Annotated in this window: 18 protein-coding genes and 1 pseudogene; 6 read left to right on the plus strand and 13 right to left on the minus strand. The window is 71.3% G+C overall.

The window, feature by feature from the left end; genetic code table 11:
* The 7 genes and pseudogenes from GEV28_RS30600 to GEV28_RS30630 form a co-directional block, all read right to left on the minus strand.
* Window positions 1-137 (minus strand): annotated as a pseudogene (locus GEV28_RS30600) (IS982 family transposase); the annotation flags it as partial.
* Window positions 138-245: 108 nt separating this feature from the next.
* Window positions 246-1,748, minus strand: coding sequence for an LCP family protein (locus GEV28_RS30605; RefSeq protein WP_291415932.1), 1,503 nt, complete (start codon window positions 1,746-1,748; stop codon window positions 246-248).
* Window positions 1,749-2,326: 578 nt separating this feature from the next.
* Window positions 2,327-3,292 (minus strand): ABC transporter permease, encoded by a 966-nt coding sequence (locus GEV28_RS30610; protein WP_291415933.1) that lies wholly within the window; start codon window positions 3,290-3,292, stop codon window positions 2,327-2,329.
* A 6-nt stretch (window positions 3,293-3,298) separates the two neighbouring features.
* A complete protein-coding gene (locus GEV28_RS30615; protein ID WP_291415934.1) occupies window positions 3,299-4,246 on the minus strand; it encodes an ABC transporter permease in 948 nt (315 codons plus the stop codon).
* 13 nt (window positions 4,247-4,259) lie between these two features.
* Window positions 4,260-5,288, minus strand: a complete 1,029-nt coding sequence (locus tag GEV28_RS30620; protein ID WP_291415935.1) for an ABC transporter ATP-binding protein — start codon at window positions 5,286-5,288, stop codon at window positions 4,260-4,262.
* The gene (locus tag GEV28_RS30625) at window positions 5,281-6,321 is read right to left on the minus strand and encodes an ABC transporter ATP-binding protein (protein ID WP_291415936.1); all 1,041 of its coding nucleotides are present in this window, start codon (window positions 6,319-6,321) and stop codon (window positions 5,281-5,283) included. The genes GEV28_RS30620 and GEV28_RS30625 overlap by 8 nt, the downstream gene beginning before the upstream one ends.
* Before the next feature lie 27 nt (window positions 6,322-6,348).
* Complete coding sequence (locus GEV28_RS30630; protein ID WP_291415937.1) at window positions 6,349-8,196, minus strand: ABC transporter substrate-binding protein; 1,848 nt, start codon at window positions 8,194-8,196, stop codon at window positions 6,349-6,351.
* Window positions 8,197-8,617: 421 nt separating this feature from the next.
* Between GEV28_RS30630 and GEV28_RS30635 the strand changes: the two genes are divergently transcribed.
* The 4 genes from GEV28_RS30635 to crcB all read left to right on the plus strand — a co-directional run bounded on the left by GEV28_RS30635 (window position 8,618) and on the right by crcB (window position 10,023).
* Entirely contained in the window at window positions 8,618-8,977 is a 360-nt protein-coding gene (locus tag GEV28_RS30635) for a DUF190 domain-containing protein (protein ID WP_291415938.1), read from the plus strand.
* Window positions 8,978-9,102: 125 nt separating this feature from the next.
* A complete protein-coding gene (locus GEV28_RS30640; RefSeq protein WP_291415939.1) occupies window positions 9,103-9,318 on the plus strand; it encodes a CrcB family protein in 216 nt (71 codons plus the stop codon).
* A 1-nt stretch (window position 9,319) separates the two neighbouring features.
* A complete protein-coding gene (locus GEV28_RS30645; RefSeq protein ID WP_291415940.1) occupies window positions 9,320-9,661 on the plus strand; it encodes a DUF190 domain-containing protein in 342 nt (113 codons plus the stop codon).
* A complete protein-coding gene (gene crcB / locus GEV28_RS30650) occupies window positions 9,658-10,023 on the plus strand; it encodes a fluoride efflux transporter CrcB (protein WP_291415941.1) in 366 nt (121 codons plus the stop codon). The genes GEV28_RS30645 and crcB overlap by 4 nt, the downstream gene beginning before the upstream one ends.
* 247 nt (window positions 10,024-10,270) lie before the next feature.
* Here the strand turns inward: crcB and GEV28_RS30655 are convergent, their stop codons facing one another.
* The 6 genes from GEV28_RS30655 to GEV28_RS30680 all read right to left on the minus strand — a co-directional run bounded on the left by GEV28_RS30655 (window position 10,271) and on the right by GEV28_RS30680 (window position 21,468).
* A complete protein-coding gene (locus tag GEV28_RS30655) occupies window positions 10,271-11,710 on the minus strand; it encodes an aminotransferase class V-fold PLP-dependent enzyme (protein WP_291415942.1) in 1,440 nt (479 codons plus the stop codon).
* The gene (locus GEV28_RS30660; RefSeq protein ID WP_291415943.1) at window positions 11,707-13,329 is read right to left on the minus strand and encodes an ATP-binding cassette domain-containing protein; all 1,623 of its coding nucleotides are present in this window, start codon (window positions 13,327-13,329) and stop codon (window positions 11,707-11,709) included. The genes GEV28_RS30655 and GEV28_RS30660 overlap by 4 nt, the downstream gene beginning before the upstream one ends.
* Before the next feature lie 256 nt (window positions 13,330-13,585).
* Entirely contained in the window at window positions 13,586-14,332 is a 747-nt protein-coding gene (locus GEV28_RS30665; protein WP_291415944.1) for a GntR family transcriptional regulator, read from the minus strand.
* 100 nt (window positions 14,333-14,432) lie between these two features.
* Window positions 14,433-15,797 (minus strand): sulfite exporter TauE/SafE family protein, encoded by a 1,365-nt coding sequence (locus GEV28_RS30670; protein ID WP_291415945.1) that lies wholly within the window; start codon window positions 15,795-15,797, stop codon window positions 14,433-14,435.
* Window positions 15,794-16,789, minus strand: a complete 996-nt coding sequence (locus GEV28_RS30675; RefSeq protein WP_291415946.1) for a hypothetical protein — start codon at window positions 16,787-16,789, stop codon at window positions 15,794-15,796. Before GEV28_RS30675 ends, GEV28_RS30670 begins: the two co-directional genes overlap by 4 nt.
* Window positions 16,786-21,468 (minus strand): polysaccharide lyase family protein, encoded by a 4,683-nt coding sequence (locus GEV28_RS30680; protein ID WP_291415947.1) that lies wholly within the window; start codon window positions 21,466-21,468, stop codon window positions 16,786-16,788. Before GEV28_RS30680 ends, GEV28_RS30675 begins: the two co-directional genes overlap by 4 nt.
* 159 nt (window positions 21,469-21,627) lie before the next feature.
* Here GEV28_RS30680 and GEV28_RS30685 point away from each other — a divergent pair, with 159 nt between their 5' ends.
* Both GEV28_RS30685 and GEV28_RS30690 read left to right on the plus strand, forming a co-directional pair.
* On the plus strand, window positions 21,628-22,740 hold the full coding sequence (locus tag GEV28_RS30685) for an extracellular solute-binding protein (protein WP_291415948.1): 1,113 nt from the start codon (window positions 21,628-21,630) through the stop codon (window positions 22,738-22,740).
* Window positions 22,737-23,586 (plus strand): CoA-transferase (locus GEV28_RS30690; protein WP_291415949.1); only part of this gene is annotated, 850 nt, incomplete at its 3' end. The genes GEV28_RS30685 and GEV28_RS30690, both read left to right, overlap by 4 nt.

Here is a 23,586-nt window from a genome sequence, read left to right on the forward strand (position 1 = left end):
CAGCAGCGCGGCGAGCACCTCGCGTTCGCCGATCTTGGGGTTGGCCAAGCACCACATGACAGGCATCCCGTCCCCGGCGCACACCAGGTAGAGCTTCAGCCCCAGTAGTACCGGGAATGGGAGGCGCAGTAGCCGTAGCCGCGTTGGAGAAAAGCCCAAGTACATCCAGTACGAGCGGCTTTCCTCCGCCTTGCCAGGAACCATGTGGATCCACAGCGGACGCAAAGGCACAGGATCACGCGACACTAGTTGACGCAGGTGCCGTCGGCCACTGGGGGTTGCCGGGCGGGGTGCGGGGCGAGGTCGAGCAGGGGCGACCCGGTGAGGGGGTTGTCGCCGGGCCGGTAGTCCGCGCCGAGCAGCACGGTCACCTGGCCGGCGGGGATGTTCGCGGCCTCCTCGACCTGGGTGTTCCCGCCGAGCGCGGCGGCGACCGCGGTCCCGTTGGCCTGCTCGCCCGCGGCGTGGTTGACCACCGTGGTGGCGCGGGCGTCGGCGTTGTCGACGTCTCCGATGCGGAACCCCTTCTCGCTGAGGGTGTCCGCGACGCCTGCGGCAAGCCCGGTCACCCCGGCCGCGTTGCGCACGTCGACGGTGATCTCGGCGGGGGAGGCCGGGTCATCGGCCGGGCTGTCGGCGCCGGTCGGTGCCGCGTCCGGGATGACCCCTTGCACGAAGCGTTTGACCTCGTCGGGGTCGATCTCGACCGCTGAGCCGTCCTCGGGTGTGTCGAGGGCGACGGTGCCGTACGGGATGGTCTGGAAGCTGAGGTTGCCACCGGTGAGCTCGGTCATCTGCTGAGCGAACTCGACGACGTTCCAGCCCTTGTCCAGCACCACCGACTTCGACACGGCGTCCTGGAGCTTGTCGAGGGTGTCCGAGCCGGGCGCGAGCGTGTCCTGGGAGACGACCTTCTTGGCCATGCCGGACAGGAAGACCTGCTGGCGGGCGACGCGGTCGAGGTCGCCGTTGGGCAGCCCCTTCCGTTGCCGGACGAAGGCCAGCGCCGGTGCCCCGGACAGGGTCTGCCGGCCGGCGGGGAAGTCGGCCCCGGAGAAGCGGTCGCGCACCGGCTCGTTGAGGCAGACGTCGATGCCGCCGACGGCCTTGGTGATGTCGAAGAAGCCCAGCAGGTTCACCTCGGCGTAGTGGTCGACGGTCACGCCGGTCAGCCGCTGCACGGTGGCGATCAGGTTCTTGGCGCCCTGCTCGTTGGAGCGCACCTCGAGCTCGGCCTGGTTGGTCAGACCGTCCCCGCGCAGCGCGCTCAAGGTGGTGTTCTTGGCCCGCGAGTACGCCGAGTTGATCTTGTGGGTGCCGTAGTCCGGGATGTCCACGTACGAGTCCCGCGGGATGGAGATGCCGACCGCCTTGCCGCCCTCGACCGGGATGTGGACCAGGATGATCGTGTCGGTGTTCAGCACCCCGTCGGCCTCGCCCGCGTTGAGCGTCGCGAGCTGCTCGTCGGACAGCGGGTTGCCCTTCGCGTCGGTGCGGCTGTCCATCCCCACCAGCAGGATGTCCATCGCGCCGTCCAGTGGTTCGGCACCCGGGTCGCCGCCCGCGATGACGTCGACCGTGGTCAGGTCCTCGGTGAAGCCGGCCAGCTGCACCCAGTAGTACCCGGTCAGCGCCAGCACGAGGGCCGCCACCAACCCGAGCACCGTCTTCGTGCCGGTCAGCGCGACCTTCCTGCCCCCTCCGGTCCGGGAGGGTGTGCGGACCCGTGGGCCGGCGAAGGGGTCCATGTCCGATGGACCTTGCCGGACGCCCTGAGCGGCGGGGGCCGCCACCTTCCGCAACGGAACGTGTCGAGCGCCTGACCGTGGGCCGGCGTGGGCACGCCGGCGGTAGCGATCGGTCTCCGGCACGTGCTTCCTCACGCCTGACTCCCTGTCGCTCCGACCGCGGTCCGGCCTCCCTGTCATGAATCACACGTATGCGGACGCCGGTCGGTTTCCGGAAATCTAGGTTGGCGGTGTGCTCGGCCGTGCCGCCGAGGGCGAGGCGGGCCTCGCCGCGGCCGTCGAGCTGGCCGAGCGGACCGGACAGCTGTGGTCCGCAGCGTGGTCGGAGTTCGCGCTGGCGCTGTCCTACCTCAACCGCCCCGCGACACATGCCGCCGCACTCGACGCGCTGCGGCGCGCCCTCGAGCGGTTCCGCGGCGAGCACGACGCCCTGTACAGCCTGACCGTGCTCTACCCGGGCGCGCCCGCGCTGACGCTCGCCGGCCACCCGCGGCGTGCGGCCCGGCTGCGTGCCGCCTGGCCCGCTACGCCATTCGCGCCGGCCTCGTGGAGCCGTGACGCCACGAGCTCCGACGGTGTCAGGACAGTCGGATCCTGGGGTCCAGCACGGCGTAGAGCAGGTCCACGACGATGTTGGCCACGACGACGAAGACCGCCGCCAGCAACACGACGGCGATGATCACCGGCTCGTCGGAGTTCGTCACCGCCTGCACCGACATCCGGCCCAGCCCGTTGAGCCCGAAGACCTGCTCGGTGACGATGACGCCGCCGAGCAGGGTCGCCACGTCGATGCCGAACTGCGTCACGATGGGGATCAGCGCCGCGCGCAGACCGTGCCGGTAGGTGACCCGGCTCTCCCGCAGCCCCTTCGCCCGTGCGGTCCGGATGAAGTCCTCGCCGAGCGTCTCGATGAGCTGGCCGCGGGTGAGCCGCACGTAGACGGCCATCGTCGCGACCGCGAGGGTGACCCACGGCAGGATCAGGTGCACGGCCCACTGTGCGGGATCGTCGGTGAGCGGCACGTACCCAGCGCCGGGGAAGAAGCTCACACCCGCGACGTGGAGTCGGTAGAACAGGAAGTACAGCAACAGCAGTCCGAGCACGAAGGTCGGGAACGACAACCCGAGCAGCGCGAACAGTGTCGCGCCGCGGTCGAGGACGCTGCGCGGGCGGGTCGCGGAGAGCACGCCGATCAGCACGCCGCACAGCAGCCAGATGACCGCCGCGCCTGTCGCGAGCGACGCGGTGACGGGGAACGCCCGGCCGATGAGCGTGGTGACCGGTTCGTGGCTGTAGTAGGAGTAGCCGAGATCGCCGTGCAGCAGCCTGCCGACGAAGTGTCCGTACTGGACATAGATCGGCTGGTCCAGACCGAGCTGGTGGGTCACCGTGTGGACGAGCTGCTGGTTCTGTGCGGCGAACTTGCCGAGCAGGAGCTGCGCCACGTCGTGCGGGGCGATGAAGAAGATCGCGAAGACGATGACGCTGATCAGCCACACCACGAGCACGCCGGTGAGCAGGCGACGGATCAGGAAGCGCAGCACGGTGGATCACCTCCTGGCCGCGAACAGCCGCTCGGTGCGCGGGTCGAGCGCGTCCCGCACGCTGTCGCCGAGGAGGTTGAACGCGAGCGTCGTGAGGATGAGGGCAAGGCCGGGGAACACGAGGAACCACCAGGCGACCTGGTAGAAGGTCTGCGCGTCGCTGATCATGTTGCCCCAGCTCGGGGTGGGCGGGATGATCCCGACCCCGAGGTAGGACAGGGTCGCCTCGAACACGATCGACACGGGGATCAGCAGCGTGGTGTACACGATCACCGGGGCGATGAGGTTCGGCAGCACGTCGACGAACATGATCCGCAGGTCGCCGGCGCCCAGCGATCGCGCCGCCTCGACGTACTCCTTCTCCCGGATGGCGAGGGTCTGGCCGCGAACGATGCGCCCGACCGCCGCCCAGGAGAAGAACGCGATCACCGCGATCTCGATCAGCTCGCTCGGACCGACCACGGTGACCAGCGCGATGGCGAACAGCAGGAACGGGAAGGACAGCACGACATCCATCAGCCTGGCCAGCACGGAGTCCACCGCGGGACCGAGGTATCCCGCGCACAGACCGACGACCACGCCGATCGCCACGGCGGCGACGGCCGCGCCGACGCCGACCGCGAGCGAGACCTGGCTGCCGTGGATGATGCGGACCAGGATGTCGCGGCCGAGGTTGTCGGTGCCCAGCCAGTGATGTGCGCTCGGCGGCATGGGCAGCCCGTCCGGCGTGATCCCGTTGACCCGATCCTGTTGGGTGGGGCCGTATCCGACCAGCGCGCTGATCGGCCGCGCGAAGATCGCCACCAGCACGAGGATCAGGATGAACACCGAGCACCCGATGGCGACCCGGTCGCGGCGCAGCCGGGCCCAAGCCAACTGCCACGGGCTACGTCCCTCCACGGGCCGGTCCGGGACCGGACCGGCGACCGTCTCCTGAAGCTCCGATGTGGACATTCGTGGCCTCCCCTCACGCCACCCGGCCGGCCGCCAGGTCGTCGCCGGGCACGACCGGGAAGTGGCACGCGGTCACATGGGTGGACGGATCGTCGAGGCGGGACACCAGGTCCGGGTCCTCGCCGGCGCAGCGGGGCTGAGCCTTGGGACAGCGGGGATGGAACCGGCAGCCCGACGGTGGGTTGACCGGTGACGGCACGTCGCCGGACAGGATGATGCGCTGCCGGCGGTCGGCGAGGTCCGGGTCGGCGACGGACGCCGCGGAGAGCAGCGCGGCGGAGTAGGGATGCCGCGGCCCGGCATACAGCTGGTCGGCCTCGGCCTGCTCCACGATCTTGCCGAGGTACATCACCGCGACCCGGTCGCTTACGTGCTCGACCACCGACAGGTCGTGGGCGATGAACACGTAGGTGAGGCCGAGCTCGTCCTGCAACCTCTCCAGGAGGTTGATGACCTGCGCCTGGATCGACACGTCGAGCGCGGACACCGGTTCGTCGCACACGATCAGCTTCGGCCGCGACGCCAGGGCGCGGGCCACCCCGATGCGCTGCCGTTGCCCGCCGGAGAAGTCGGCGGGAAACCTGTTGTAGTGCTCCGGGTTGAGCCCGACCAGCTCCATCAGCTCCTGGACCCGGAGCTTGCGTGCCGGACCGTCGGCCAGCCCGTGGATCGCGAACGGGTCGCCGATGATCGATCCCACCCGACGGCGCGGGTTGAGCGAGCCGTACGGGTCCTGGAAGATCATCTGGATGTCCCGCCGGATCGGGCGCATCTGCCGGCGGGACAGGGTGGAGATGTCCTGGCCCTCGAAGGTGACGGTGCCGGCGGTCAGCGAGTGGAGTCGGGTGATGCACCTGGCCAGCGTCGACTTGCCGCAGCCGGTCTCGCCGACCAGACCCAGGGTCTCGCCCCGGCGCACCTCCAGGCTGACCCCGTCCACCGCGCGGACCGACCCGATCTGTTTCTTGACCACGATTCCCTGCCTGATGGGGAAATGTTTGACGACGCCGTCCAGGCGTAGCAGGACGTTCGGATCACTCACCGTCCACACCTCCCGTCTGTCCCCGATGCCGGCCGGCCCGGTCGGCGGCGTCGTCGCGTTCGGCGTCCACCGGCTCGCCGAACCCGACCAGGTACTCCGGCAACCAGCAGGCGGACCGGTGGCAGCCCGTACCGATGGCTCGGAGCTCCGGTATGTCGGTGACGCACCGGTCCATCGCGTACCGGCACCGCGGGTGGAACGCGCACCCGCTCGGCACCGCGATCAGGCTGGGTGGTTGGCCCCTGATCGGCCGGAGCTGCCCGCGCGCACCAACCGCGGCCGGGATCGACTCGAGCAAACCCTTGGTGTACGGGTGATGCGGCTCGTAGTAGGCGCTCCGCCGCGGCGCGACCTCGACCACCTTGCCCGCGTACATCACCAGCACCGTGTCGGCGATGTCGGCGACCACCCCGAGGTCGTGGGTGATCACGATCAGGGCGGTGCCCAGCTCGTCACGCAGCCGTGCCAGCAGATCCAGGATCTGGGCCTGCACGGTCGCGTCCAGCGCGGTCGTCGGCTCGTCCGCGATGATCAGACTCGGCTCGAGCGCCAATGCCATCGCGATCATCGCGCGTTGCCTCATGCCGCCGGAGAACTGGTGCGGGTAGTCGTCGATCCGGGTCTCGGCCTGCGGGATGCCGACCATGCGCAGCAGCTCGATCGCCCGTGCCCTGGCGAGCCGCCTGCCGACGGCGCGGTGCGCCCGGATCATCTCGACGATCTGCCAGCCGACCCGGTAGTGCGGGTGCAGGCTCGACAGCGGGTCCTGGAAGATCGTCGAGATTTGCGCGCCGCGTACCGCGCGCAGTTCCTCGGCCCGCGTGGCCAGCAGGTCGCGGCCGTGGAACAGGGCCTGCCCGCTCACGTCGGCGCCACGGGTCAGGCCGAGCAGGGTCTGGGTGCACACGGTCTTCCCCGACCCGGACTCGCCGACGATGCCCAGCGTCTGCCCGGCCTCGACGTCGAAGGACACCCCGCGGACGGCCTGGACCAGGCCGTCCGCGGTCGGAAACGTGACTCTCAGGTCGCGCACCGCCAACAGGCTCATCGCGCTACCCGCTCAGCTGTTCGGGCTCAGCCAGACGTTGGTGTAGTCGTACTGCACCGAGAGCGGCCAGAAGATCGCGTTGTGCACGCGGGTCGACCGCACCAACGGGGTGGACTGGGTCTGGAACGGGATGAGCGGGGCGTCCTTCATGATCTGCACGTCGGCGGCGTGCAGGGCCGCGCCGGTCTCGGTCTCGTCGGTGGCGGCGAGCGCGGTGTCGATGTCGGCGTTGACCTTGTCGTTGTTGTAGTCGCCCCAGTCGGTCGACCCGGGACCATAGGTCCGTCCGTCGAACAGCGGCTCGACGATCGCCCGGCCGTTGTTGCCGTACCAGTCGGGTATCCAGCCGGGCTCGGAGATGTCCCACACCCCGGACTTGGCCGCGGTCGGGTCGGACAGGTACTTGCCGTAGTAGTCCGACGCCGCCGACGGCTTGCCGACGACCTTCACGCCGCACTTGGCGAAGTCCGCCTGCACCGACTGGTAGACGTCCGGGTGCTTGCCGGAGGTGCGGTACACGTCGGTGAGCGTCAGCCCGTTGGGATACCCCGCCGACGCCAGCATGCTCTTGCACTTCGCCGGGTCACCCTTGTTGTCCTTGGTGGGGTAGGGGTTGATCTTCTCGTAGCCGACGTTCCCGGGCGGGATGACCTGGTTCAGTGGCGTGTTCAGCGACGGCCCGCCGTAGATCTGGCCGAGCGCCACCTTGTCGACCGCGTACTCCAGCGCCCGCCGCACCGCGACCTTGCCGAGCGCGCCGTGGTTCTTGGGGCTCTGCATGTTGAAGACGAGGAACGGGTTGGTGCTGAAGTCGGGATAGATCCCGAGCCGCGGGTCGGCCGACGAGCGCAGGCCCGGCACGTTCGACGTCGGGACCGTGGTGTCCCATTCCAGGTCTTGCGTGCCGGCCGTGATCTGCTGCTGCACGCCGTTCTCGTCCGGTCCGAGGGTCACCTGGATGTGGTCGACGTACTGGTGCCGCAACGGGTCGGAGCTCTGCTTCCAGGCCAGGTCGCGGTCCAGCGTGTAGGACTGGCTGGGCACGTACTTGGTGATCGAGTACGGCCCGTCGGAGATCGTGTGCTGCCGGAAGCCCGCGTCGTCCGGAAGGTAGGAGAGATACTCCACCGGCGCCGCCGACGAGAACGGCAGGGCCAGGATGTTGGTGAAGTCGCCCGCGGGTGCGGTGAGGCTGAACTGGAGCGTGGACGGGTCGACGGCTCGTATTCCGCTGATGTCGTGGCCGGTGATGAAGGTGCGGAATGCGGCGACATTCTGTGGAACCTTCGCGAAGGCCGCACAGTAGTCCTTCATCCCCAAGATGGTGTCCTCGTAGTAGCCGGGTGCGCCGACGGAGTTCTGTGTCGGGTTGCACAACCGCTTGAACCCGCGCACGAAATCCTGCGCGGTGACCGGACGCGCCGGGGTGGTGTCCCACATTACGTCCGGCCGGAGGTGAATGGTGTAGGTCTTGCCGTCGGAGCTGATGCCGCCATTCGATTTCGTGGGCATCTCGGTGGCCACGTCCGGGACCGCCTGCAATGCTTTGTCCTTGTCCGTCGACGTGGGATAGCTGAACAGCTGACGCGTGAACGTGCGTTCCAGCGAGTAGCTGGTCGTGTAGTACGCCGACGCCGTGTCCAGGTGGTCCACATCGGCATTGCCGACGATCCGTAACGTGCCTCCCTTCGTGGGCTCGCCCACCGCGTTGACGTTCGCTTTCTGGTTGTAGCCATAGCTTCCGCCCTGGTCGCCGGCACCGCCACCGGTGGCGGGTGTGCTCCCGCCGCACGCGGCGACACCGAACGCGAGCAGCGTGCACCCCGACGCTGCGACCAGTCTTCTCTTGAACGCGACCATAGAGCACCTCGCCAATTGTCTCAGCGGGTCCGGACGGCAGTTGCGGCTGCGGCGGGAAGTGCGCTGCGGAGTCGGTTCGATGCCGACTTGGGCTGGGCCCCGTGAAGTAACACGGGCGGAGTCCGTGCACGCGTGCTAGGCGCCGTTCGGGGAGCAATTGTCCCGGGCACGGTATTTAGCGCATTGCGTACGCCATGTTAGTTCGCTCAGCGAGAGCCGGTGTCACCGTTGCCGTATCGTTATGTAATTTTCTTGCGCGGTCGGTCGGCGTTGTCGCATTTTGTCAGATACGTCGGAAACGTGTGTGATGTGCGCACGCGTTTCTTTACATTGTCAATACCTGAGGAGTGAACGTGGTGCCGGTGGGTTGTCGCCTTGCGCGGTGCTTGACCGCGCGACCGGCGGGGGGTCTACTCGAGCGGTGAAGCTGTCCGGGCGGGCGCTCCGGTTGTCGATCTTCATCGGTGAGGGCGACATCTGGCATCACAAGTCGCTGTCCGCCGAGATCGTGCACCGTGCGCACAAGGCCGGTCTGGCCGGTGCGACCGTGATCCGGGGCATCGAGGGCTACGGTGCCACCTCCCGTATCCACACAACCCACCTGTTCCGGCTCAGCAGCGATCTGCCGCTGCTGATCGTCATCGTCGACGCCGAGGACCGGGTCCGGGAGTTCCTGCCGCGGCTGGACGAGCTGGAGATCAGTGGCCTGATGACCCTGGACGAGGTCGACGTCGTGCGGTACGTGGCCGACGAGAAGGGCCGCCGGCGCGGAGCCCGATGACCCGCAGTGAACCCGCTCACACCGGCCCGCTCACACCGGCCCGCTCATCGCCGCGCGCTCTCGGTATCGTCACAGCCGGCGGCGGTGGGGCTCGCCGCTCCGGCCACGGAGAACCGCAGCACCAGTTGCGAACAGTACCTACCCAACCCGGACGACACCCACGCGGCGGGTTCACCACCTTCTCCACCTACGCCGTCGAGATCCGCGGCCTGCTGCACCCCGGCGCCGTCGGTCTCGCCTTCACCTACCTCGCCGGCACCCTGATCGCCGCCCTGATCGCCGTCCTCGCCTGCGTGTGGGCCACCCGCACCGCCGGTGCCCGCGAACGAGCGGCGAGCTGACATGCACCTGACCGGACCCGCACTCCGACTGACCATCTTCATCGGCGACGACGACCGCTGGCATCACCAGCCGCTCCACCACGAGATCGTCACGCGAGCCCGCGACGCCGGCCTGGCCGGCGCCACCGTGCTGCACGGCTGCGAAGGCTACGGCGCCGCCTCCGTCGTCCACACCGACCGGCTGCTCGACCTCGCGGACGACCTGCCCATCGCCGTGATCATGGTCGACACCGAGGACCGCATCCGCGGTTTCCTGCCCCAACTCGACGGCATCGGCACCGATGGCATGATCATCCTCGACGAGGTCGAAGTCCTCCGCTACGTCGCAAAGGCCACGCCGTGACCGCCGTCCTCGTGTTCCTCGGCGCGATGGTCGGCGCACCCCTGCGGTACCTGACCGACCGCCTCGTGCAGTCCAGACACGACAGCCTGTTCCCCTGGGGCACCTTCGGCGTCAACCTCGTCGGCTGCCTCGTCCTCGGCGCGCTCACCGGTGCCGGCACCGCCCTGCCGCAACCCGTGCTCGCGCTCGTCGGCACCGGATGCTGCGGTGCCCTGACGACCCACAGCACGTTCAGCTACGAAACTCTGCGGCTGGCCGACCGGAAGGCCTACTTCTACGCCGCCATGAACGTGACCGTCAGCGTCATCGCCGGACTCGGCGCCGCACTGCTCGCCTTCACCACCACCAGCGCCATCGTCTAGCCGGGTCGACGTAGCGGGCGACCACGACGAGCCCGATCGGCGGCGTCAACCCGAGCCACAACACCACGGACACGCGGCCTGCCGGCGGACTTCTCCCTGGGCGGCAGGCTGGTTTTCGACATCAGCATGTCGCTGGCCGGCTACATCACCGCGGCCCACCAGACCGCGGCCGAGCCGATGGGCAAGGACGGCCTCGCGCCAAGGCGGCCGCCGGACCTGCCGGTCAGCTGGTGAGCGGGTCCGGGGCTCAGCAGCGGTCGCGAGGGGGTAGGCCGGCCACGTTCGTGACGCGGTCGCGGTAGGTGTGTTCGGCGAACGTGACGAACCGTTCGACGTCGGCGACGGTGGAGGCGAGGCCGAAGGAGACCCGGATGGCTCCCGCCGAGGGCAGGCCGATGAGCTCGAGGTACTCGTCGAGGGTGTTCGTCCTGGTGTGGCGCAGGGCTCGTAACGTGTTCGGGCTGAGGCCGAAGGCGTCCTCTCCGACGCCGGGGTTGCAGAAACACCCGGTGCGCAACGAGATTCCGGCTGCCGAGGTCTCGGTGGCGACCAGCCGCTCGTCCACGACCCGGCCGTCCAGGTCCAGGAAGTTGAAGGCGACGGTGCCTCCGCGGGAGCGCGTGTCCAGCGGTCCGTAGACCTCGACCATCGGGCTGCCGTCACCGTGCCGCAACGCCGTGAGGCGGGCCAGGAACCAGCCGGTGAGGCACCGCACCCGGGTGCCGACGACCTCGACGCCGATCCCGTCGAGCCAGTCGAGTCCGAACTGGACGTCCGGAATGGACAGAAAGTTCAGCGTGCCGTCCTCGAAGGCGGCCTCGTCGGGCGCCATGGTGTGCCAGGGCATGCCCACGCTGACCGCCTGGATCGTGCCGCCGGAGAACCAGGGTCGCACCAGCTTGGCCAGCGTGTCCTTCCGCGCGACGAGACAGCCGACCCCGGTCGGGTACCCGAAGAGCTTGTACCAGCTCGCGATGACGAAGTCGGGGTGCACGGCGGACAGGTCGAGCCGGGCCGTCGGAAGGAACGCGGCGGCGTCGAGCAGCACGTCGTACCCGGCCTGCCGGGCGAGGTCGATCCAGTCGAGCGGATGCCGGACGCCGCTGAAGTTGCTCTGCGCCGGATAGGCGAACAGGCCCCGGCGGCCGCGCGCGAGCTCGGCGGCCAGTGTGCCGGTGTCCACCCGCAGCTCAGGCGCCCTGGTGGGGATGTAGGTCGTGCGGGCGTGCCCGCGGCGGGCGAACTCGCGCAGCCCGTTGACCGAGTTGTGGTTGTCGAAGGTCAGTACCAGCCGGGACTTGCGCGAGAACGGGTACGCCTCGCCGACGAGCCGGGCGGCGCCTGTCGCGTTGGCGGTGAAGATGGCGACGTGGTCGGCGGGGTCCGCGTTGAAGTGCCGCAGCACCCGCGCTCTGGCGCGCTCCACCAGGTCCGTGGCGGCCTCGCTGGTCGGGCTCATCGAGTGCGGGTTGCCGAACAGCGTGCCCGCCAGCCGTTCCTCGTGCGCGCGGTACTGCGACCTGGCGGCCAGGCCGGCACCGGTGTAGTCGAGGTAGAGGTGGCCTTGCTCGTCCAGGTACCCGTACTCGGTGCGGCGCAGCTCGTCGAGCCTCCTGGTCCGCTCGTACTCGGGGTTGCCGCGCAGGAACTCCTCCGGCTCGTGGAAGACACCGGCCTCGGCGGTCATCGTGGCGCTCCCACCTTGCGCTGCAGCACCAGGAGCGTCGCCACCCCGAAGGCGAGCGCGAAGCCGCCGAGCAGGGTCCAGTCCAGCCACAGCGGCTTGTCGAAACTGTCCGCATAGGACGCAAGCAGGGGCGGACCGAGTGGGGAGCCGCCGGTGCGCCACAGGTCCGGCAGCTGGGCGGAGTTCCCCAACGCCTCGAAGGCCCACCGGTTGCTCATCGCGTAGCTGAGCCACCTGCCGACCTCGGCCATCACCGGCACCGGCAGCAACGCACCGACGAACAGCACCTGGGGGAAGCAGAGCATCGGCAGCGTCAGCGCGGCCTGCGACGGGTTGCGCACCGCGGCGGCGGCCAGCAGGCCGAGCATCAGCGCACACAGGGAGGCCAGAATGACGGTGAGGAACAGCGACAGGTTCCTGGCCAGGTCGAGCTCGGGTAGCCGGTCGGTCCAGGACAGGAGCGCCAGCAGCAGTGCGTCGACCAGGCACAGCAACGGAAGCAGGGTGGCCACTTTGGACAGCAGGTAGGGGGCCAGGCGCAGTCCCGCCCGCCGTTCTCTGCGCAGGATGGGGAACTCGTCGCAGATCTGGGACAGGCCGTAGGTCAGGCCGAAGAAGAATCCACCGAACGCGATCCAGAACAGGATCATCACGGTCGTGTTCGGGCTCGGGTTCGCGCGGTCGAACGCACCCGGCTCGAACAGCATGAGGAACATCAGCGTGATCATGATCGGTGACCCGATCAGGATCGCGAGGGTCAGCCGGTCCCGCACCAGGAGCTCGAGGTCGCGGGCGGTCAGAAGCCACCACTGGCGTCGCGCCGACCCGCGGCGCCGCACCGGCTCCTGCTCGGGCAGCGGGGTTCCGGCCGGCGGTGTGGGCCACGGCGGCGCCTCGGCATCGAGGGACAGCCGGTCGTAGATCTCCTCGGCGGTGCTCGCGGAGAAGTGCGCCAGCGCTGCGTCCGGCGAGCCCATGAAGGCGAGCCGGCCGCCCTGTGCGAGCACGATCACCTCGTCGCACATGCCGATGTCGCCGGGGTTGTGGGTGGTGAGCACGACCGTGCTGCCGCCGCGCGCGATGTCGCGCAGGTGATGCAGCAGGTCCCGGCCGGTCGCGGGGTCGAGCCCGCTCGTGGGCTCGTCGAGGAACAGCACCCGCGGGTGGGCGAGCAGTTCCACCGCGATGCTTGCGCGCTTGCGTTCGCCACCGGACAGCGTGGCGACGGTCGCGTCCCGACGGTGCCGCAGCCCGAGCGTGGCCAGCACGTCGTCGACCGGGTCCCGGTCGCCGGCGGGCGAGTCGGTGCCGCGCAGCCGCGCCGCGTAGGTCAGGGTCCGGTGCAGCGGCAGGTGCAGATGGACGATGTCGTCCTGCGGCACGAAGCCGACCTCGGCCGGGCACCGTATGCGACCGGCGGTGGGCGCGCGCACCCCGGCGAGTAGTTCGAGCAGGGTGGTCTTGCCGGCCCCGCTCGGCCCGACGATCGCCACGAGCCGGCCCACGCCGATCTCGGCGGTGACCGGATCCAGCGAGAAGCCGCCCTTCCTGGCCGTCCAGGACGCCGCCAGCGCCTGCACCCCGATCTCCTCGGCGACACCGATCCTGCTGCCAGCCATACTCGCCTCCCCAGCCCGAGCCGACGGTTCCCCGGCTCCGGACCGAATCTTCCTCGCCGGCGGCGCGGACAGACAGTCCTGGCGGCCGGCGGCGCCGAACCTTTGCCCACGGCTACGCCATCGTCACTCGACAAGACGGCTACGCCAGGGGGCGACACGGCTACGCCAGGGGGCGACACGGCTACGCCAGGGGGCGACACGGCTACGCCAGGGGGCGACACGGCTACGCCAGGGGACGACACGGCCACGCCAGCGGTCAGGACGGGCGGGCTGGGCGGCGGCGGATCGGGCGGGGGCGGGGGACCTCGCCGTTGTCGGGGACGAAGTAGTCGGGGTAACGCTCCTCGAAGGACACCAAGTGGTCCAGCACCAGGCGAAGGTGCTTCACCATGACCGTCCGGGCCTCCCGCCGGCGGCCGGCGAGCAGGTGGTCGACGATGTCCGCGTGCTGGGCGATCAGGTCCGCGAGCATCGCCGGCTCCGGCAGGCTGAGCATCCGCACCCGGTCCATGTGCGCCTTCGCCGACTGGACCACCGGCCACACGCCCCGGTGGCCCGCGATCTCCAGCAGCGAGCGGTGCAGGTCCTCGTCGAGCTCGAACCAGCGGCGCAGGTCGCCCGCGGTCGCCGCGGCCCGCTGCGCGTCGAGCAGGTCGCGCAGCGCCGCCGCGTCGGTCTCGGTGGCGTGCTCGGTCACGCCGGGCAGCGACGCCAGCTCCAGCGCCTCGCGGATGAACTGTGCCTCGCGCACGTCCTGCGGGCTGATCCTCGACACGTACGTCCCGAGCTGGGGCACCACCTCGACCAGACCGTCGTCGGCGAGTCTGATCAGCGCCTCGCGCACAGGTGTCCGGCTGACGCCGTACTCGCCGGCCAGCTCGTTCTCCGACAGCGCCTGCCCCGGAGCCAGCTCGAGCGAGACGATCGCCTGCCGGATCAGCGTGTAGACCTGGGCCCGCACGCTCCCGCCGCGCGCTACCTGGATCCGTGCCCGCCGCGCCATGTGTCCCCTCTCCGCTCGTGGGAGACCAGTATGGCCAAGACGCCTCGCGAACACGCCCGGCGGCGCTCGCCACGCCGAGTATTCGTCCGTGCCCGCCGCCTCACACGGCCAGCTGCGGGATGCTGCGCACGGCGAGGAACACGCCGGTGCAGACGATCACGCTCGGCGCCAGCACCGGCAGGTTCCGGCCGACCCACCCGAGCCGGCCGCCCGCACCGGCGAGCCGCCGGCCGCCCCTGGCGAGCAGCCACCCCACCGACGACAGGCACACCGCCATCCCGATGCCGTAGGCGATCACGAACACCACGCCGTACGCCGCCCGCCCGGTCGCCTGCGCGCCGAGCAGCACGAGCAGTGCCGACGGGCTCGGCACCAGACCGCCGGCGATCCCGAACCCGACGAGGCCGGTGACCCGACCGTGCCGCTCAGGCCCGTGCCCGTGCCCATGACCATGACCGTGGCTGTGCCCGTGGCCGTGCCCGTGGTTCCGGCGGCGGGCACGGACCACCAGCAGCGCCGCCCCGATCATCGCGATCAGCGCGCCGTGCACCAGCCCGAGCCACGGGTACACCGAGTCGGGTGCGGTGAGCGCCGACGCCGACACCAGCACGGCGAGGACGAACACGCCGAGCGTGTGGGTCGCCGTCACCGACGCGCCCACCACCACCGCGTCACGCAGCGACCCGCGGGTCCCGGACAGGTACAGGGCCATCAGCGTCTTGCCGTGCCCTGGCGTCAGCGCGTGCCCGGCCCCGAGCGCGGCCGCCAGCAGCACGCCGAGCACGGCCGGCAGGCCGCTGCCGCCGAGCATGCCGGCGAACGCGTCACCACCCCGCGGTGGGTCGGTGGCCGCGGCCGCGGGCGCGGGACCGCCGCCTTCCCGCACGTCGAACGACGCGGACGTCACCCGTGTCGGGTCGCCTGCGGGGTAGCGGGCAAGGGTGTTGCTCGGGCTGCGCTCGGGCACCGTGCTGCCCGCGAGCCGGGTGCGGTCGCCGATCGCGGTCACCTCCCGCCAGCCCACCCGGTCGGGGTCCGCACGGTCGGTGTAGTCGAGCCGGTGTCCCGCGGGCGCCACGCCGCCACGGGTGGACAGGCGGCATTCCAGCCGGACGGTCCGCAGGCCGGCGTTGCCTGGCAGGACGAACACCGTCGAGCCGGTCACCTCGAGCGGCGCCCGGGCGCCGTCGACGCGCAGGTCCAGCCGCTCCGCGTAGGACCCGCAGCGGGACGCGCCGTAACCGGCGCGACCTTCGGAGTCCAGTGTGGACAGTGCGGGCACCGACGGGACCTCGGCCAGGTCCACGACGAACAACACCCGCACCGCGTCCGGCGACACCCGCAGGGCCGACGCGTGGTTGACGCTGAGCTCGCCGAGCGGGTGCGCCGCCGCCGACCCCGCGAGCAGCAGCAGGAAACCCAGGGCGGCCACGCAGATCGCCCCGCAGGCGGCCGCGATCCTCATCGCCGCCGCCTGGCGCGACCACCGACCAGACCGGCGACCACGATCAGGACGGCGATGCCGCCGATCCACAGGACGCCGGGAACCCCGCCGGGCTCCGGCCGCGCCGCCGCGGGCACCGCCGGCGGCAACGGGTAGGGGGTGATCGAGGTCGCGATGAACAGCTCGTCCGGACGGTCCGCCGGCACCTCCACCGCGCCGATCGCCAGGAACGGCGGGATGTCCTGCTCCGGCACCAGCGGATCCGGGGTCCCCGGCCGGAACCGCAGCAGCCCGCGGCTGGTGCCGAGCAGCATGCCGTCCTCGGTGGCCAGCGCGACCGTGACGGCCAGCCCCTCGGTGCCCGGCACCACCCGGTAGGTGCCGCCGCGGGTCTTGGCGTAGGCGCCGTCCGCGGTGCCCGCCACGTCCAGGTCGTCGAGCCGCGCGGTGGCCAGCACCGGTCGGCCGGCGACCTCGCCGACCGGGGCGAGACCGGCCGCGCCGTTCTCGAACGTGCGGCCGCCGTCGCCGGAGTGATGCCAGCCCCGGTCGCTGCGCACCAGCACCGTGCCGCCGGTCCTGGTCAGCGACAGCGGCTCGGCCGGCAGCACCCGATCCCACCGGGACAGGTCCGACGGCGCGCGGAACAACCCGCCGGAGCCGCCGGCGAGCACCGACCCGTCCGCCGGGTCCTCGCTGACGACCCGCACCCGCTCGCCGATCGCCGCCGGACCGACCCGCGCCCAGCCGTTGCCGAGGTCGTCGCTGCGCAGCAGGCCGCGGTCGGTCGCCTCCCACACCCGCGGTGGGCTCGGTGCGGACACGTCGAACACCGTGCCCACCGGATGCAGCCGGTTCAGGTCGAACCAGATCCGGCCGCCGTCCACGCTGCGGTACGCGCTGCCCCAGTTGCCGTGCGGGTGTGCGGCCGCGGTGATCGTGCTGGTGCCGGCCGGCAGGACGCCGGCCAGCACCAGCAGCACCGTCAACAACACGGGGAGCACCCGCCTCATGGCAGCTGTCGCACGCCGAACGCGTCGTACACGAGCCACGACCCGGACGGCCGGGAGATCGTGACGACGTTCTCGCCCGCGTGCAGGGCCGACGCGGGCAGCGTCACGTTCACCGCGACCGGCCGGATGCCGCCGTACTTGTTCGGCTGCCCGTCGCCCCAGTGGTAGCCGTCGCCACCGCCCGGCGGGAGCCCGATCGCCTCGCCGTCCGTGCCGTTCACCCCGACCCGGAGGTAGGGCGGGTGGAAGTTGTTGGTGTCCAACAACCATGCGGTGAACGTCAGGTCGGTGTCCGGTGTGGACGGTAGGGTGAAGCGGAACGTGGCGGGGTGGTCGCGGCTGTCGGCCCATGCGTCCTGCGGCCCCGGCTGGACGTAGCCCCACCCGGTCTTCGGGTCCGCGCCGGGCGCCAGGTCGACGCCGTCCGGGAACGTCTCGGTGTACTGCTCGTACCCGGCCGGGGACAGCGCGAACTCGGCGGTGGACAGGTCCTGGGTGCCGACCATCGCCACCGGCCTGCTCACCGACGCCGGCAGCTCGGCCGCCGTCTCCGGTGCCCCACCGGCGATCCGCAGCTCCAGCCGGTGCGTGCCGAACGAGCCGGCAGGCGGCGTCACGACCAGCGGCACGGTCTTGGACTGGCCGGGCTCGAGCGCGACCTCGGTGCCGTCGCCGCCGACCGTCCAGCCCGCCGGGGTGGCCAGGTGCACGGTGGGCGTGACCGGCCGGGGCAGGTTGTTCGTCACCGTCACCTGGACCGGCTGCCCGGCTCCCTCGACGAGGTCCAGCTCCGCCGGTGTGGCGAGCACGTCCACCGGGTTCACCACGGTCAGCGCGAGCTTCGTCGGCAGCGCGGAGCTCGACCCGAGGTCGGCGGACGCGGTCAGCACCGCGTCGCCGGGCGCGGTGCCGGCCGGCACCGTCACCGTGAACCGGGCGTCGAACGCCTGGCCCGGCCTCAGGTCTGGTACCGCGACGTGGTGCGGCGACACGGGGAACGGGCCGGACAGGGCGACCGAGCCGCGCACCGTGCGCGGGCTGTCGTTGCGCAGCTGGGTGGTGACCACGGTGGACTCGCCACGGGCGACCACCGGGGCCTCCGCGCGTGCGGTCAGCGACAGCGTCGGCTGCACCAGCACCGTGACGATGCCGTGCCCCTCGACCGGCACCTGGACGGTCCTCCCGTTGACCGGCAACGGTTTCACCGCACGTTCGGTGACGTCGGCGAGCTGTGCCGCGCCCACCTGGAACGGCAGCTTCACCGTCGCAGTGCCGTCCCGGCCGGTGACCTCGAGCAGCCGCACGGTCAGCCCGGGCGCGCCGTCGTCGGCCCGCTTGACCGTCTGCACGGTCACGGCGGACCGGTCCACCGACACCAGCGAGTGCGCACCGGGCTGGTACGCGCCGGGCCGGCGGTCCGCGACGCCCACCCCGCGCAGCGTCGAGTGCACCTCGGCGCCGAACCTCGTGGCACGCACGGTGGCATCCTCAGGGCCGGCGCCGCTCCCGTGGCTGCCGATCGCGTACCGGAAGGTCACCGGACCCTCCTGCGCGATCCGGTAGTTCGTGCCCCACAGGTTGTTGTGGGTGTAGGAGAACACCGAGCCGGACTTCGGCTTGTACTCGTCCGGATCCAGGTCCACCGCGCCGCCGTCCAGCCGGCCGGGGCGGGCGACCCACTCCTGGGTGCGCACCCGGTCGAACTCGACCATCGGTGCGCTCGGCGCCGAGAACAGCACGCCACCGCGGTCGTTGGACACGTCGGCGTAACGGCCGATCGCCTGCCAGTCCATTGCCGCGCCGGGCATCTGGTCGTCGTAGAACCGGACCGAGGCGGCCGGGATCTCGTAGGTCACGTCCGGGTCGTCGACCTCGAACGGGAAGGCGTAGTAGGCCTCCTCGGCGGTCTCCACCCGGGTCTTGTCCACCGTGTTCGCGATGTCGATCCGGGGCACACCCTCGGTCAGGGTGATCCGCTCGGTCAGCGCGCGGACACCGGTCACCGCGCCGCCCTCGCCCGGGTCGTGGGTGATCTCCAGCGTGGCGGTCACCGGGCCGCGCGAGACCACCCGGACCGTCGCGTCCGTCGGCGTCCACTGCCGGCGGTCAGAGGTCAGCTTGTCGTTCCACTTGTTCGTCCCGGCGTCGTTCGGCCGGTATAGGAACTGGTTGGCCTCGAAGGGGGAGTCCTGGTCGACGAGCTCCCGGCCGGTCCGCTTGTCCACGATGGACGAGATGGCGCCGGTCGCGTCGTCGAGCCGCAGCTTGTAGTACTCGTTCTCCATGCCGTGCTCGTCGACCCGCAGCGCCGAGCCGTGGCCATCGCCCCGGTCGTCGGCCCGCGCCGGCCGCAGGCCGAACGTCTTGTAGCCCACCGCCGGCACGTCGCGCGCGACGAACCGCAGGGTCATCTTGCCGTCGGTGCGGGACACGATCTCGTAGGGCACCTCACGGTCGCCGTCGGTCAGCCGGAACGGCCGGTCGCCAAGCCAGCCCTCGCCGATCTCGGTGGTCACGAGCCCGTCCCGTTGCCAGGACTGGGAGTTGAACACCGCGACCGACGGCCACGGGCCGGGGTTGGCCACCTGCCCCGACAGGTCGGCGAGCGAGGAGTCGAGCGCCTGTCTGGACAGGGTGTCGGCGTCCTCCGCGTACGCCCGCTTCACCGGCCACTGTGGATCGTCCCAGGTGGGGCCGGACGCGCCCCACGTGTGCTCGGTGTACAGCTCGGCCTGCCGGTACGACTCATCCAAAGTGGACTGCCGGCGACCGTCGGTCGGCGTGGTCATGCTGGCGAGCGCGCCGAAGGTCTCGGCGTCCGCCGTGCGGTCCTGCGCGTCGCGGGTCAGCGCGGTCTCCCGCGCCGAGGACCCGGCACCGTCCACCCACCAGTCCGACCAGTCGCCGCGGTTCACCGGCAGGTCCTCGACCCCGCGCTGCTCCAGCTCGCCGAAGAACCGGCTCGGCGTGGACACGACGACCTTCGGCGAGGAGTAGGTCTCGTTGAACCGCTTGGCGAAGTCGGAGAGCCCGAGCTGTGCGGGGATGTTGTCCAGTCGGAACATCGCGAGGTACAGGTCCTGGTCGTAGCCGGTCGCCTGCACGGTGCGCAGCCGCGCGTCGATGTTGGTCACCGACTGGCCGAAGTCGCCGAGCGGGTTGCCGCCGGGGAACAGGCCGTAGCCCTCGGTGTAGTTGGTGTCGGGGCTGGTGTACCAGGTCAGCACCCGGTCGCCGTTGGGCGCCTCCCACCAGAACAGGCCCGGCTTCCTCGACTGCGGCGAGTGCGGTGCGCGGGTGGCGTTGTGCCCGACCACCAGGTACTTCACGCCGGACTTGTGCAGCGCCTGCACGTACTGCCAGGTGACCGCGGGGGAGTCGTTCTCGAACGCGGTCACCACGTCGGTGTCGAACAGCTGCTCGAACTTCTTGGCGCCCGCGTAGACCATCCGCACCATCTGCTCGCCGGTCTGCAGGTCGTGCAGGTTGTTGTCGTAGGAGGCGGTGATCTCGACCTGTCCGGACCGGATGCACGCCGCGAGCCGGTCGAGCTGGCTCTGCGGCCGCTCGCGCACGTAGTTGTCCAGCGCCCACATGCTCTCGATGCCCCAGCGGAACTTGGCCGCGTCCGGGTAGTCCTTCGTGTTCTCGCACCCGGTCACCGCCTGGTCCAGGTACTCGTTCTGCTGCTCCTGCACCACCGACTGCAGCCCGGTGTAGCCGATGTCGAGGTGGCTGCCGTGGTCGATGTGGAACTCCCAGCGGCGCTGGTAGGGCAGCGGGGCGGTCAGCTCGGCGACGCCGGACCCGGCGGACACGGTGAGCTGCACCGGATCCGGTCCGGGGGTGGGCACCACGGTGATCCGCTGGGTCGACGTGCCCGGCGGGACGGTCACCGTGGTGGCCGATTCCTGGCCGCCCTGGGTCGCGGTGAACGTGGTCTCGGTGGCCGGGCCGTCGTTGGTGACCGACACGTCCACCAGCTGCCGCTCGGCGCCGTCGCGCTGGACGAACAGGACGGTCGGGGAGAGCGAGTCGAGGGTGATCCCCGGCGGCACGCCGCCCGCGGACACCAGCTCGATCTGGTCGTACACCGCCCACGAGCCGGTGGCGTGGGTCAGCGTGAACACGTTCTCGCCCTCGTGCAACGCCGCGGCCGGCACGAAGATCCGGGCGGTGGACGGCTGCACGCCGGTGTTGCCGAGATACCCTTGGCCGGCGCCGCGCAGCAGCTGCCGGGAGCCCACCGCGGAGCCGTTGACCGACATGTCCACTCGGGGCGGCGAGGATTCCTGGGTGTCCAGGTAGTGCATCGTCAGGTAGGACGACTCGACCTGTGCCGCGGTCAGGCTCACCCGCAGGGTCAGCGTGTGCGGCCGGCTGCCGGCCCACCCGTCGATCGGTCCCGGCTGGATGTAGGGCAGGTCCGTGGCCGGGTCGTCGACGCCCACGGTGAAGTCGGCGTCGTCGGGGAACGCCGCCGCGTACCCCTGCCACCCGCCGGGGGCGAGCGCGAACTCGGCCGCCGAGCCGTCCGCGGTGCCGACCGCGAACGCGGCGTCGGCGTCGGCCGCGGCCGCCGAGCCCGGCGGGCACAGCGCCGTGACCAGCAGCGCCGCCAGGCCCGCGAACACGGGCCTGAGCAGTGCGGGTGATGTGCGTCGGGTCCGTTGCCGCATGGGAAAGGCCTCCCACTTCGTCGTGTGGCCGCCAGCCGTCTACTGACAGACTAGTATGCTAGTACGGTGACAACAATGCTCCGTACAGCCGAATCGAGCGGGCCGCGGCCGGCCGCGGAGTTGTTGACACGCGGGTCGGTAAAAGGTTTTACTCCCTCCATGACCGTACGGCTGCGCGGCCTGTGCTGGGACCATCCTCGCTGTGTTCGGCCGATGGCGGCGGCCGCCGAGGCATACCGGGCGGTCCGGCCGGACGTGGTCGTGGAGTGGGACGCGCGCCCGCTGGCGCGGTTCAACGACCAGCCGGTGTGGCAGGTGGCCGGCGGCTTCGACCTGATCTTCGTGGACCACCCGATGACCGGCGCGGTCGCGGGGCGCGACGCGTTGGTGCCGCTGGACACCGTGCTGGACGCCGGCGAGCTGGACCGGGTCGGGGCACTGTCGGTGCACGGCGGCGCGTACACCTGGGGCGGTCACCGGTGGGCCCTCGGCGTCGACGCGGCGTGCCAGGTCGCGGCGTTCCGTGCGGACCGGCTCGGCGCGGACGAGGTGCCGGCGACGTGGGACGACGTGCTGGCCCTCGCGAAGTCGGCGCCGGGCTCGGTGGCGCTGCCGCTGTACCCGAGCGACGCGATCTGCGGCCTGATGTCGCTGTCCGCCAACGCGAGCCTCGCGGCGGGCGAGCGGCCGGTCTGGGTGCACCCGCACGGCGCCGAGATGCTCGTCGAGCTGGCGCGGCTCGTCGACCCGGTCTGCTTCGACCGCAACCCGCCCGCACTCCTGGACGCGATGGCGGGGGAGAGCGAGATCGCGTACGTGCCACTGGTCTTCGGCTACGCGAACCTGTCGCGGCCGCCGCTGCGGTTCGCCGACGTCCCCGGCGTGGACGGCCGCCCCAGGGGCGCGGTGCTCGGCGGCGCGGGGCTCGGCGTGTTCCCGGACAGCCGGCATGTCGCCGACGCCGCCGCGTTCGCCGCCTGGTGCATGGGCACCGGGGTGCAGCGCGACGTGCTGCTCGAGGCCGGTGGGCAGCCGGGCAACCGGCTGGTGTGGGACGACCCGACCGCCGACGAGGTGGCGGGCGGGTTCCTGTCCGCCACCCGGCGCAGCATCGACGAGGCATACCTGCGGCCGCGCGAGCGGTGGTGGCCCGAGTTCCAGCGCGACGGCGGCAGGCTGCTCGTCCGGCTGCTGCGGGACGGCGCGCCCCCCGGGCGCATCGTCGAGGAGCTGACCGGGCTGGCCGTCCGCGCCGAGGAGGCACGGCGATGACCGGACCGTGGGTCGACGGCGTCGAGGAGCTCGTCGCGGGCATCGGGTCCGGCAGCCGGATCGGGGTCAGCGGCTTCCACTTCACCCGCGCGCCGATCGCGGCACTGCGCGCACTCGCCGGCACCGGGGTGACCGGTCTGCACTACATCGCCTGGGGCGGCGGGCTGCCGCTGGAGCTGCTGCTCGGGCACGGCGCGGTTTCCCGGGCGACGCTGTGCTTCGCGAGCCTGGACGTGCTCGGCCCGGCGCCCAGGTTCCGCCGCGCGGTGGAGGCCGGCGAGCTGGAGCTTTCCGAGTGGACCGCGCTCGGCATCATCAACGGGTTCCGGGCCGCCGGTGAGAACCTCTCGTTCGAGGTGCTGCAGGAACCCGAGGGCTCCTCCCTCGCCGCTGGGTTCTCCAGCCGGCTCGCCGATCCGTTCGGGTCCGACGCGCCACCCATGAGCGCGGTGCCGCCGCTGCCGCTGGACGTCCTGCTACTGCACACGCAGTGCGCCGACGACGACGGCAACGTGGAGATCGCCGGCGCCCGGGGGCTGGACATGCCGGCGATCTTCGCGGCCCACCGGGTGTACGTCACGGTCGAGGAGCGGGTGCGCCGCGGTGAGCTGGGCGCGCCGCGGTCGTTCGTGCTGCCGCGCACGTTCGTCACCCGGGTCGCCGAAGCCCAGTTCGGCGCCTACCCGACCTCGTGCCTGCCGTACTACCCCGCGGACTTCCGCGCGCTGCGGGAGATCGTCGACGCCGGACCGGCGGGACCGCTGCCGGAGCCGGCGCTCGACGCCGCGCCCGCGCGGCGGGAGGTGCTGGCCCGCCGGGCCGCGCTGCCGGCGCCGCGGGTGTCCG

The organism is Actinophytocola sp. (assembly GCF_009379765.1).
In the GTDB taxonomy this organism is placed as follows: domain Bacteria; phylum Actinomycetota; class Actinomycetes; order Mycobacteriales; family Pseudonocardiaceae; genus Actinophytocola.